At 70.1% G+C, this 12,285-nt stretch carries 10 protein-coding genes; 4 read left to right on the top strand and 6 right to left on the bottom strand.

All coding sequences use genetic code 11. The features are described from left to right. Window positions 1–73 precede the first annotated feature (73 nt). The 4 genes from AC3A6Y_RS25385 (at window position 74) to AC3A6Y_RS25370 (ending at window position 4,654) form a co-directional block, all read left to right on the top strand. Window positions 74–2,071 (top strand): aconitase family protein, encoded by a 1,998-nt coding sequence (locus tag AC3A6Y_RS25385; protein WP_487871010.1) that lies wholly within the window; start codon window positions 74–76, stop codon window positions 2,069–2,071. Window positions 2,072–2,153: 82 nt separating this feature from the next. Further along, window positions 2,154–2,825 carry a glutathione S-transferase family protein gene (locus AC3A6Y_RS25380; RefSeq protein WP_487871009.1) on the top strand — a complete coding sequence of 224 codons (672 nt, stop codon included), beginning with the start codon at window positions 2,154–2,156 and terminating at the stop codon, window positions 2,823–2,825. Window positions 2,826–2,852: 27 nt separating this feature from the next. Next, window positions 2,853–3,734: a hypothetical protein gene (locus AC3A6Y_RS25375; RefSeq protein ID WP_487871008.1), complete on the top strand. Its 882-nt coding sequence runs from the start codon at window positions 2,853–2,855 to the stop codon at window positions 3,732–3,734. A gap of 23 nt (window positions 3,735–3,757) precedes the next feature. After that, on the top strand, window positions 3,758–4,654 hold the full coding sequence (locus tag AC3A6Y_RS25370) for a RibD family protein (protein ID WP_487871007.1): 897 nt from the start codon (window positions 3,758–3,760) through the stop codon (window positions 4,652–4,654). 50 nt (window positions 4,655–4,704) lie between these two features. Here AC3A6Y_RS25370 and AC3A6Y_RS25365 read toward each other — a convergent pair whose 3' ends face one another. The 6 genes from AC3A6Y_RS25365 to AC3A6Y_RS25340 form a co-directional block, all read right to left on the bottom strand. Continuing rightward, window positions 4,705–6,585, bottom strand: coding sequence for a WD40/YVTN/BNR-like repeat-containing protein (locus tag AC3A6Y_RS25365; protein ID WP_487871006.1), 1,881 nt, complete (start codon window positions 6,583–6,585; stop codon window positions 4,705–4,707). An 85-nt stretch (window positions 6,586–6,670) separates the two neighbouring features. After that, entirely contained in the window at window positions 6,671–8,632 is a 1,962-nt protein-coding gene (locus AC3A6Y_RS25360) for a WD40/YVTN/BNR-like repeat-containing protein (protein ID WP_487871005.1), read from the bottom strand. 252 nt (window positions 8,633–8,884) lie between these two features. After that, window positions 8,885–9,754 carry a class I SAM-dependent methyltransferase gene (locus tag AC3A6Y_RS25355; protein WP_487871004.1) on the bottom strand — a complete coding sequence of 290 codons (870 nt, stop codon included), beginning with the start codon at window positions 9,752–9,754 and terminating at the stop codon, window positions 8,885–8,887. Next, on the bottom strand, window positions 9,751–10,824 hold the full coding sequence (locus tag AC3A6Y_RS25350) for a glycosyltransferase family 4 protein (protein WP_487871003.1): 1,074 nt from the start codon (window positions 10,822–10,824) through the stop codon (window positions 9,751–9,753). Before AC3A6Y_RS25350 ends, AC3A6Y_RS25355 begins: the two co-directional genes overlap by 4 nt. Further along, window positions 10,821–11,219, bottom strand: coding sequence for a 6-pyruvoyl trahydropterin synthase family protein (locus AC3A6Y_RS25345; protein WP_487871002.1), 399 nt, complete (start codon window positions 11,217–11,219; stop codon window positions 10,821–10,823). Before AC3A6Y_RS25345 ends, AC3A6Y_RS25350 begins: the two co-directional genes overlap by 4 nt. A gap of 30 nt (window positions 11,220–11,249) precedes the next feature. Continuing rightward, on the bottom strand, window positions 11,250–12,248 hold the full coding sequence (locus tag AC3A6Y_RS25340; protein ID WP_487871001.1) for a zinc-dependent alcohol dehydrogenase: 999 nt from the start codon (window positions 12,246–12,248) through the stop codon (window positions 11,250–11,252). Window positions 12,249–12,285: the final 37 nt, after the last annotated feature.

Here is a 12,285-nt window from a genome sequence, read left to right as displayed (position 1 = left end):
CTCTCGCATTTCGCGAGACCCGGTCTGCCGTCTTGGCGCTTCCCGCCGCGCGGGCCGGCCGCGAAGATGCCGCATGCCAGCCGTTCAGCCAGCCACCACCGAACACCCCGCCGCGCTTCGTTTCGCGCCCCGCATCCTGTTCCTCGGCGTGGCGCCCCGGACGGCCGAACGCTGCCTGGCGGGCGACGCGCCAGCGCTCGCCGAGGCCCTGCCCCTGCGCGACGACGTCTCCACCGACGAGATCACGCCGCTGCCCATCCTCACGCACTACGACGACACGCTCGGGCGTCATCCCTACACCGGCTTCAAGGCCGGCGGCAGGCTGCCGGTCGGCACGGATGCGATCCGCACGAGCGGCATCGAGGTCGTGGTCGCCGGCAAGCGCTATGGCAAGGGGTCGTCCCGCGAGCACAGCCCGGCGGCAGAGAAACTGGCCGGCGTGCGCCTGGTGATTGCCGAGAGCTTCGAGCGGATCTACCGCCAGAACGCCGACAACATCGGTCTCTTCACCTCCACCGATTTCGGTCTGGTTCCGCGCATCCGCGCCGGCGAGTCGATCCCGCTGCACGAATTGCTCGCCGGCCGCGATGCGCTGGCGGCAGCCATCCTGGAAAGCGGCGGCCTGCTCCGCTTCGGCCAGCGCTGCCTGCGCGACGTGCGAAGCGCCCCGGACGCCGGTGCCGGAGGGCCACGCACCCTGTTCGAGAAGATCGTCGCGCGCCACGCCCTCGCCACCGATTTCAGCGCTGCGCATCCGGCGCGCGGCGATGGCGCCTTCGTGCGCGCCGACTGGCGCTTCATCCACGAGTACTACACCGGCATGGCGGCCCACATGCTGCACGCCAACTTCGGCCGGCCGCTGCATCTCCACGAGCCGGCGTCGATCGTCGTCTTCGAGGACCACACCTCCTACGTGGAGGAAAGCCCCGCCCACGTGCGCGGGGGCCTGGTGCCCAACGTGCATCGCATGGTGGAGGCGCAGCGCGCCTTCGCCGCCGAGCACGGCCTGCGCTCGCACCGCACGCTGACCGAGGACGAAGCCCGCGCCGACGACGGCAGCAATGTCGCCGGCATTTCGCACGCGATGATGGCCGAGCACTACGCGTTGCCGGGCCAGCTGGTGGTGGGCACCGACTCGCACACGCCGCACTGCGGCGCGCTGGGCTGCGTGGCCTTTGGCGTCGGCACCACCGACATGGCCAACGCCTTCATGACGGGCGCGGTGCGCCTCACCGTGCCGGACTCGGTCCGGATCGTGCTCGAGGGCGCGCTGCGTCCCGGCGTCACCGCCAAGGACATCGTGCTGCACCTGCTGGCCGAGCCGCGCCTGCGCGCCGGCAGCGGCCTGGGCAAGGTCTTCGAATTCTGCGGCGAGGCCGTCGCGCAGCTGTCGACCGACGAGCGCGCCACGCTCACCAACATGACCGCCGAGATGGGCGGCTTCACCGGCATCGTCGCACCCGATGCGGAAACGGTTCGCTTCCTGCGCGAGCGGCGCGGCATTGCGTTCGCACTCGAGGACTGGATGAAGAGCGACGCCGGCGCACACTATGCCGACACCCTGCGCATCGACTGCAGCGCAGTGCCGCCGATGGTCGCCCGCCCCGGCGACCCCGGCAACGGCGTGCCGCTGGCCGAGGTGAAGGAACCGGTGCGCATCGACATCGCCTACGGCGGCTCCTGCACGGCCGGCAAGCGCGAGGACTTCGACCACTACCACGCGGTGCTGCGCTGGGCCGCGGACCGCGGCCTGCGGGTTCCGGCGCACGTGTCGCTCTACCTCCAGTTCGGCACGACGGCGGTGCGCGACCACTGCATGGCGCGCGGCTACCTCGACGCCTTCGAGCAAGTCGGCGCACGCATCCTGCAGCCCTCCTGCGGGGCCTGCGGCAACTGCGGACCGGGCACCTCGGAGCGCGCCGAGCAGGTGACGGTGAGCGCGATCAACCGCAACTTTCCCGGCCGCGGCGGGCCGGGCCAGGTCTGGCTCGCGAGCCCGCCCACCGTCGCGGCCAGTGCCATCGCCGGCGAGCTGCTGTCCTTCGAGGCACTGCAGCGGCGCTACGCGTGACTTGCACATCCAAGGAGACCGCTGGTCAAGCAATCGGGCGCGACCCTCGATGGAGATGCCGGGCGCACAGGTAGAGTGGCGCATGGTCGTCCTCTATCACTGCGTCAGCGCCCGCTCGTTCCGCCCCCTCTGGATGCTCGAGGAGCTGGGTGCGCCCTATGAGCTGCGCATGCTGCCCTTCCCGCCCCGCCTGCACCAGCGCAGCTACCTCGAGCTCAATCCGCTGGGCACCATCCCCCTGCTGATCGACGGCGACACGCGCATGACCGAGTCGGCCGCGATCTGCCAGTACCTGGCCGAGCGCTTCGATCCGCAGAACACCAAGGGCCTGGCCGTGCGCCCGCACGAGCCCGGATTCGGCGCCTGGCTCAACGGCCTGCACCAGGGCGAAGCGACGCTGACCTTTCCGCAGACCATCGTGCTGCGCTATGGCCACTTCGAGCCCGACGAGCGCAAGCTGCCGCAGGCGGCCGCCGACTACACGAAGTGGTTCCTGTCGCGGCTGCGCTGGATCGACGCCGTGCTGCAAGACAACGAGTTCCTCTGCGCCGGCCGCTTCACCGCCGCCGACATCTCGGTCGCCTATGCGCTGATGCTCGCCGGGCAGCTGGGGCTGCAGGCGCAGATGCCGGATGCCGTCAACGCTTACTGGGCACGGCTGCAGCAGCGCGAAGGTTTCCGCCGCGCGCTCGCTTCCCAGCACGAGGCGGCGCTGGCCCAGGGCATCTCGCCCCAGGCCGCCGCCATTGACTGATGCGGCGCGGCAGCTCATAACCCGACGATGGATCTCCACCATCCGCTGTTCCAGGCCCTCGCGCTGCCGCTCGTCGTCGCGTTCATGGTGACGGGCATGCTGCGCGGCGCGCTGGGACCGGTGCAGGGCCGGCGCTGGGCCGCAGCGGGCGTCGCGCTGGCCATCGTCGGCACCGCCGCGTGGATCCTGGGCTGGCGCCTGCCGCCCGGCTCGCTCACCGAGAGGCTGCCGTGGATCTATGCCGTCGTGGCGCTGGCCGGCCTCGGCCTGGAGGCCGTGCATGCCGGGCGCCGAACCGAGTGGCTCACGGCCAGCATCCTGTGGGCGCTCGCGTTGGCGAGCCTGGCCGCGCAAGCGCTGCCGCTCATGATCGGCCTCTGGGTGCTCGGCACCGCCGTGATCCGCGCCGTGCTGCGGGAACACGCGGCCCGCGCCAACGCGGCCGCGATCCTCGTCGTGGCCAGCCTGGGCCTGGCGGCGGTCGCAATGACATCCGGCTCGGCGCTGCTCTTCGAGCTGAGCCTGGCGCTGGCCGCTGCGGTGGCAGGGTGTGCGCTGTGGCTCTGGCCCTTTGTGCGCATCGCCTTCGGCGCGAGCGGCGCCGTCATTTCGACCCTGGCGTGGCTGGCCTTGATGCTCGCCACGGCGCTGCTGACCGAGGCCCGGCCTCTGACGCTGCTGCTGCTCGCCGGCGCCTTCACCGCGGGCCCGCTCGTGCACTGGGGACGCCGCCGCCTGCAACGCACGGCACCGCCCCCCAGCGCCAGCGCCCGCAGCTGGGTCGAGCCGCTGATCGTGGCCGCGGTCGCCGCCGCCTGGGTGGCGGCTGCATTGGCGTTCTCGCAGTGGGGCGGCACCGGCGCACCGGATGCTGCGATGGACGACCCCTACTACAAGCCAAGGTGGTGAATGCCCGCGACCTGCGCCCCCTCATGACCCCGACCCTCCGCGCGCGGCCCGGCGTGGAAGCGCTGTGGCCCCTTTGCCTCGCCATCGTGCGCCATCGCAGGGACATCGGCCCGCCACCGGCGCCCGATGCGCTGCTGCAGCCCTTCACCCGTCATCCGACGCAAGGCCTCATGCTCGACGAGAACGCATGGGACGAAGAAGCCCTCGAGCTCTTCGCGCTGCTCAAGCCCGTGCTCGATCGCCCGGCCGAAGGCCCCGCCTGGGTGATCGGCCAGTTGGGCCAGAGCCTCGACGGCTGCATCGCCACGCGCGGGGGCGATTCCAACTTCGTGAACGGGCCGCAGGTGCTGCTGCACCTGCACCGGCTGCGCGCGCTGTGCGACGCCGTGATCGTGGGCGCCGGTACCGCCGCCATCGACAACCCGCAGCTCACCACGCGCCATGTGACGGGCGAGCACCCGGTGCGGGTGCTGATCGACCCTTCGCTGCGGCTGGCGCCGACGCTGCGGGTGCTGTCGGACCGGCAGGCGCCGACGCTGCTGGTCTGCGATGCGGCGCGCGAGCACGAGGCGGCGCGGCGCGTGGGCGCCGATCAGGTGCTGGGCGTGCCCGGCTTGATGTCGAATGCCGACGGCACGCCCGATCTGCGCGCGCTGCTGCCTGCGTTGCAGCAGCGTGGCCTGCGGGTGCTCTTTGTCGAAGGCGGCGGAATCACGGTCTCGCGCTTCATCGCACAAGGGTGCATGGACCGGCTGCACCTCAGCGTCGCACCGGTGCTGATCGGCAGCGGTCGGCCGGGGCTGTCGCTGCCGGGCGGCGCGGCAATGCGCGATTGCCCGCGGCCGGCGTCGCGCGTGTTCCGCATGGGGGCGGATGTGTTATGGGATCTGGATTTGCGGGCGGCGAGTTGGCCGCCTTGAGCGCGCAATCGTGACCCCCAACAAGCGGCGCGCAGGCCGGCGTGCGACCGCTATTGAATGGTCAAGCTGCCTTCGTGGCTCAAAACGCTGAACATGCCGTCGCCCACGTACCGCAGTTCAATGGCGTCGGTCGACGTGCCGCTGATCGAACCACTGGTACCTGGAGTAGTCGAGGCGATGGAGGTGTAGATCTGGCCGTTGGAGACCAACGCCACCAGCTTGCTTCCATCGGCCGAGGACGCCACGGACCACCAAAGCCGGTCGGACTCCCGCGGGGTCCAACTCAAGCCGCTGTCGATTGACGTGTAGATCCGGCCGCCGTACGTCGACGCAAGTAGCTTACTGCCGTCGAAAGAGGAGGCCACCTCCGCCCAGTATCGATTGGACTCCCGTGCCGTCCAGTTTGCGCCGCCGTCGTTCGAGGTGTAGACCTGGCCATGACGTACCACCGCTACGAGCTTGCTGCCGTCGGCCGAGGAGGCCACCTTCTGCCAATCTCGCTTGGACTCGCGCGCCGTCCAGGTCACCCCGCTGTCTGACGAGATGTAGATCTGGCCGTTCCAGACCACCGCTACTAGGCTGCTGCCATCGGCGGACGAGGTCACCGCAAACCATTCGCGATTGGACTCATGCGCCGTCCAGTTAGCGCCACTGTCGATCGAGGTATAAATCTGGCCGCCATACACGAGTGCCACCAGTTTGCTGCCATCCGCCGACGAGGCCACCGCCTGCCATTCTCGATCGGACTCATGCGCCGTCCAACTCACGCCGCTGTCGATCGACGTGTAAATCCGGCCGCCGTACTCTGCCGCCACTAGCTTGCTGCCATCGGCCGACGAGGCAACCGACCACCAATAGCGATTGGACTCCCGCGGCGTCCAGGTCGCGCCGCTGTCAGTCGAGGTGTAGATCTGGCTGCCATACGCCACCGCTACCAGCTTGCTGCCGTCCGCCGACGAGGCCACGGAAAACCAATCTCGACGTGGCTCGTGCGCCGTCCAACTCGCACCCGCCATGCCGCCCAGACTCTTTGTGTCCACCGCCTGCCCAGGGTTCTGCGCAATCGTCCATCCGCCCAGGCCTGCGCCCTTGACGCGCACCACATCGCCGACCGCCGGACTGGCCGGCAAGGTCACCACCACCTGCGCCGCATCGTTGCGTGCGATGTACCCCGTATTGGGCTGCGCCTGCACCGCCGTTCCGGTCACGTCGACCCAAGGGAAGGTGGCCGCAGGCGGACTGTTGCAGACGTAGTTCGTAGCGCTGACTTCACCTGCATCGAGCACGCCGTTGGCGTTGCTGTCCAGCCCCTTGTCGACCCTGCTGCCGCCATGGACGCAGTTCGCTCCCGCGCCTTCGCTCACGATGCTCACCAGCGTGTTCAGCTCGTCCACGACAGGGCTGCCGTCCGTGCTGTTGCACACGTAGCGGGTGCTGCCGATCTCGGACGCTTCGAGCAGGCCGTTGGCGTTGCCGTCTGCGCCCACGCTGATCGCCTTGCCGCCGGCCGCGCAGTTCGCGCCGCTCGGTTCGCTGCGCATCTGCACCAGCGAGCCGGATGCGCCAGCAGCGTCACGGCACGCGTACTGGGTGCTGCTGACTTCATCGGCCGCGAGCATGCCGTTGCCATCGCCGTCCGGCCCGGCGTCGATGCGCACGCCGCCGTCGGCGCAGTTGGCGCCCGGCGCTTCGGTACTCACCGACACCAATGTCTTGATATTCGCAGGGCCCGTGCCGGTCCCGTCGCCTTCGCTGCCGGTGCCAGTCCCGTTGCCGTCGGTGCCGGTGCCGGTGCCAGTCCCGTTGCCATCGGTGCCGGTGCTCGTTCCTGCAGCGCTGAGCGCGGCCAATGCAGCCCATCCGCTTGCGTCGCCACCACCGCCCCCGCCGCAGGCCCCCAGCAGCAGGGACAACATCAGGGCTGGAATCAAGTTGCAGGTTGTTCGCATGTGAAAACTCTCCAATTGGCCGCCACAACGCAGCAATCAGCGTGCATGTGCTGCAATGCGACGTGGTTCATCGAATGGTCAGGCTGCCCTGATGGCTGAGCGCGGCGAACATGCCGTTGCCGACGTATTGCAGTTCGATGGCATCGGACGACGCGCCGCTGATCGAACCGCCGGTGCCCAAGCTGGTCGAGGCGGTCGAGGTGTAGATCTGACCTCCTGTCACCAACGCCGCCAGCTTGCTGCCATCGGCCGAGGAGGCCACGGCAAGCCAATCCCTCGGGGACTCGTGCGCCGTCCAGCTCGCACCGCTGTCGTCCGAGGTGTAGATCTGACCGGGGAAAACCAGCGCCACCAGCTTGACGCCGTCGGCGGAGGAGGCCACCGACCACCATTCCCGATCGGATTCGTGCGCCGTCCAGCTCGCGCCACCGTCGCCGGAGGTGTAGATCTGTCCGAAGGTGTCCGCCGCCACCAGTTTTCCGCCATCGGCCGAGGAGGCCACCGACATCCAGGATCGATTGGACTCGCGCGGTGTCCAGCTCACGCCGCTGTCGGTCGAGGTGTAGATCTGTCCGGAGAAAGCCACCGCCACGAGCTTGCTGCCGTCGGCCGACGAGGCTATTGCACGCCAGGATCGATTGGACTCGCGCACCGTCCAAGTCGCGCCGCTGTCGGTCGAGGTGTAGATCTGGCCGCCGTCCACCACCGCCACCAGCTTGCTGCCGTCGGCCGACGAGGCTATTGCATGCCAGGATCGATCGGACTCGCGCGCCGTCCAAGTCGCGCCGCTGTCGCTCGACGTGTAGATCTGGCCGGTGTACACCGCCGCCGCCAAACGGGTGCCGTCAGCCGAGGAAGCAACCGAGCGCCATTCTCGATTGGACTCGCGCGGTGTCCAGTTCACGCCGCTGTCGGTCGAGGTGTAGATCTGTCCGGAGTAAGCCACCGCCGCCAGCTTGCTGCCGTCGGCCGACGAGGCCACGGCAATCCAGTATCTGTTGGACTCGCGAGCCGTCCAAGTCGCGCCCGCCATGCCGCCCAGGTTCTTCGTGTACACCGACTGCCCGGCATTCTGCGCAATCCGCCAACCGCCCAGACCGGCACCGCTGACGCGCACCACGTCGCCGATGGCTGGATTGGACGGCAAGGTCACGACAACCTGCGCCGCGTCGTTGCGCGCCACGTAGCCGGTATTCGACTCTGCCTGGACGGACGTGCCGGTGACATCGACCCAGGCGAAAGCGCCGCCGGGCGCACTGCTGCAGATGTAGTTCGAGGTGCCGATTTCGCTCGCATCGAGCACACCGTTGCGGTTGCTGTCCAGGCCGGTCTCGACCTTGCTGCCGCCATGGACGCAGCTTGCGCCCGCAGCCTCGCTGACGATGTTTACCAGTGTGTTCAGCCCGTTGGTGCCGTCCGCCCCGTCGGCGCCATTGGTGCCGTCGGTGCCGCTCGTGCCGTCGACACCGTTGGCGCCATCGCTGCCGTTCGCGCCCGGTGTGCCGTTGCACACATAGCCGGTGCTGCTGATCTCTGCCGCTTCCAGCAACCCGCTGGCATTGCCGTCCAAGCCCGCACCGATCGCCTTGCCGCCGGCTGCGCAGTTCGCCCCGCTCGGTTCGTCGCGCATCTGCACCAGCGTGCTCAGGCCATTGCCGCCCGCCGCTCCAGCGAGACCGGTGGCGCCCGGGCTGCCGGAGGCGCCCGCTGCACCGTGACACACGTACTGGGTGCTGCCGACTTCGCTGGCCGCAAGGACACCGTCGCCTTCGCTGTCCGGACCTGCGTCGATACGGACGCCACCGCTCGCGCAGTTCGCGCCGGGCTCTTCGGCGCTTACCGTCACCAATGTCTTGATGCTGGCGTTGCCGGTGCTCGTTCCGGCGCTGGTGCCCGCATCCGCACCCGCACCCGCAATTGCGAGGGTGGCCAGGGCAGTGGACCCGCCTCCGTCGCCGCCACCGCCGCAGGCGCTCAGCAGCAGCAATGACAGCATCAGGGTCTCAATGAGAAGGTAAGAAGTTCGCATGACTCGATTCGGAAAAAAGGAGCACGCGGCACTTCAGCCCATGACTGCCCCACCACTTCCGGCCCCCTCGTACGGAGGTCCAGTCGAGGCAACGGCGATTCTTACGATTGCCCGGCGCTTTGCATTTTTTTCGCGATAAAAAGCGAGATTCCGCGGTGCAAGGCTCGTGCAATCGGTGGTGCATTTCGCACCTGACCCGGTGCCCTGCGGGGGAGACGCGCCGCTTTGCTTCAGCGCCGTCGGGGGGCGTCGCTATGCTGGCAGCGCCAGGAGGTCCATGTGCCCCACGTGCAGGCAACTGCGCGGCACTGACGCCCGCCGTTGCTTCTGCCACGCCCGAACGAGCGCGCGTGCGCCCGGGCCCTGCTCCAGCGCCGCGGCGGCCATGCCGTCGATCATGGCCTGCAGCAGGGTCATGTCCTCGATGTGCCAGTCGCTGCGTGACCGACTCACGCCGTAACCCATGGCGGCCAGTCGAGCGGCCGCCATCGCCGGGGCTTCGCCGCCGAGCGCCGGCCCGAAGCCCTTGTCGCGCCGCTGGTGCGCCGCGAACAGCCGGTGTACGGCTTCGTCCTCTTCGAGCACCGGCTCCCAGCTCACGCGCCCATCGACGCTGAGCGCGAACAACACCGCCGCCTTCGCCTTTTGCACGTGCTCGAGCAGCGCTTCGAGCCACGATGCGGACACCAGATCCAGCAGCGCCGCGGCGGTCACGAGCTGCGCGTCCGCGAAGGGCACGGCCTCCAGCCCGCTCGCAAGGTCAGCACAGCGCCATCGAACATCTGCATTCCAATCCGGTCCCTCGATGCGAAGGGAATCGGCCTCGGCGCGCAAGGCCAGGCCTTGCGCGCTCGACCACGCCGCGAAGGCGCTGGGCAGCGCAGCCAGCAGCCGAGGATCATGGTCGATGAGCAGCCAGCGCTGCGCGCCGCCCAGCCTCGGCGCGAGCGCGCGCAAATTGGCGCCGGTGCCGCAAGCCAGGTCCAGGACGCCGAGCACCTGGGCTTCGCGGCGCATCCGCGTCGCCATGCCGCGCAAATCCAGTGTCGCGGCAGCTTCCGCTCGCGCTGCAAGATCGCAAGGCTCGCGCAGCGCAAGCCAATCGGCGCTGAATCCCGTCATGGCGAAATCGCCGAGCGTCCGAAGCCCGCGAGCGCAGACGCGAAGCGCGCGCTGCTTTGCGCCCAGCTCGGCAGCCGGCCGCGCGCGGCGCGCGCACCGGCGCCAAGCTGCGCACGCCAGGCCGCATCGTCCATCAGGCGCTGCAGTGCGGCGCGCAACTCGACGACATCGCCGGGCGTCACGAGCATGCCGGCTGTGTCCGGCACGGTGTCGGGGATGGCCCCGGCGCGCGTGCTGATCACGGGCAGCCCATGCGCCAGCGCCTCGGCCAGCGCCATGCCGTAGCCCTCGTGGAAGGAGGGCAGCACGAAGGCATCGGCCTTGGCATAGAGCGCGCGCAGGCCCGTCTCGTCCTGTTCGCCGTGCAGCAGCACACGCTCGCGCAGGCCGTGGGCATCGATGGCCCGCGCGAGCGCGCCGGCGCAGGCGGCATCCATCGTGAGGCTGCCGGCGCAATGCAGCACCCAGAGCCGGTCCTTCAATCCGGCGAGCGCCTCGACCAGCAATGCATGGCCCTTGCGCGGCGTCAGCGTGGCGACGCACAGCAGCGACAAGGCATCCCCGCCCGAGCCCGAGGCCAGCGGCGCCGGCTCGGTGCCCGGCTCGACCACGACGATGCGCGAGGCTTCGACTTCGAAGTCCGCGAGCGCGCGTGCCGTGGCGTGGCTGGTGACGATCACGCCCCGCGCATGGGCGAGCGCGCGCCGCTCGCTGTCGGCGAGCGCCTGCCGCCGGGCCGCGTCCAGCCCCGTTTCCAGCGCCAGCGGATGGTGGACCAGCGCAACCCAGTTCAGCCGCTGCGCGTGCTGCCGCGCGAGTTCGGGCAGCACGCCGAAGGCCAGCCCATCGACGACGGCGAGCGCCTCGTCGGGCAGCCCCTCGACCACGCGCGCAGCACGCGCCAGCGCGGCCGCATCGGGGGCCGGATAGCCTTCGCCCAGCGGCAGCACGTCGACCGTCCACTGCCGCGCACGCAAGCCCTCGATGATGTGCCGGTCGTAGGTGTAGCCGCCGGTGCGCGTGTGCAGGTCGCCCGGCACCAGGAAGCTGCAGCGGCCTTCGCCCGTCAAAGCGCCGCCTCGTAGGCCGCCCACGCCACATGCGATTCGTTGAGCCGCACGCGCATGCCCGCGAGCCCGCCGGCATGCGGGCCGAGTTCGCCGGCCGCGATGCGCACGGCGACGCGGTCGAAGATCACGCGCGCCATGAACTCGGTGGTGGTGTTGCGGCCCTCGAAGGCCGGGTCCTCGTCGAGGTTGCGCAGGTTGAACTCGGCCAGCACGCTGCGCAGGACTTCCGTGGCGCGCGCGATGTCGACCACCATGCCGTCGGCATCGAGCTCGGCGCGGCGCAGCTCCAGGTCGACCACGTAGGTGGCGCCATGCAGGCGCTGCGCCGGACCGAAGGCTGCGCCGCGGAAGCTGTGGGCAATCATGAAGTGGTCGCGGACATTGACGCTGTACATGGGTTCCTCGCGAATGAGTCGGTGAAGCGTTCAGGGGTAGTCGATGCGATGGCACAGCGTCTGCGGCGCGCCCGCAGCCAGGCGCGCCAGCACGGCCGGCAGCTCGTCGAAGGGCGCGGCGTCGGTCAGCAGCGCATCGAGCGCCGGATCGCGCAGCAGCGCCAGCGCCAATGCCAGGCGGCGGCCATGGCTCCAGCGCGCGCGCTGCGACGGCGCGACATGCCCGACCTGCGAGCTCCTGAGCGTGAGCCGCCGCGAGTGGAAGGCCTCGCCCAGCGGCAGCGAAACGGCCCGGCGGCCGTGCCAGCTCATCTCGAGCACCGTGGCCTCGAAAGCGGCGAGCCGCAGCGCCGTGGCCAGGCCTTCGGCCTTGCCGCTGGCGTGGATGACGAGGTCCGCATCGGCGCGTGCGGCCTGCGGGCTGGCGAAGCCCAGGCCCAGCTGCTCGGCCACCGCACGGCGCCCGGGATCGGTGTCGATGACCTCGACCTCGCTGCCCGGCATGCGGCCGGCCAGCCAGGCCGCCAGCAGCCCCACCACGCCCGCACCCACCACCGCGATGCGATCGCCGATGTGCGGCGCCGCATCCCACAGCGCGTTGACGGCGGTCTCCATGTTCGCTGCGAGCACCGCGCGCGCCGGTGGCAGGCCCTCGGGCAGGGGATGCACCGCCTCGGCCGGCACGACGTAGTGGGTCTGGTGCGGATAGAGGCAGAAGACCGTGCGCCCCAGCAGTGCCGGCGGCCCCTGCTCGACCACGCCCACGCTCGAATAACCGTACTTGAGCGGCCCCGGAAAATCACCCTCCTGGAAGGGCGCGCGCATGCGCTCGTACTCGCTCTCGGGCACCTCGCCGCGAAACACCAGCAGCTCGGTGCCGCGGCTGATGCCGCTGTGCAGCGTGCGCACCCGTACCTCCCCGGGGCCGGGCACGGCCGGCGCGCACGGCCGCAGTCCGGCGCGCCCCGGCCCCTCGACCCAGCAGGCCCGGGGCTCGCCCGGGGCGACGCGAAATGGATTTGCTGGCATGCTCCTTGGACCGTCGATTCGTGTTCGGCAACCGATC

This window comes from Variovorax sp. Soil_C_17, assembly GCF_057657265.1.
Note: the sequence above shows the minus strand (reverse complement) of the source record. Positions and strands in the feature narration are given on the sequence as shown.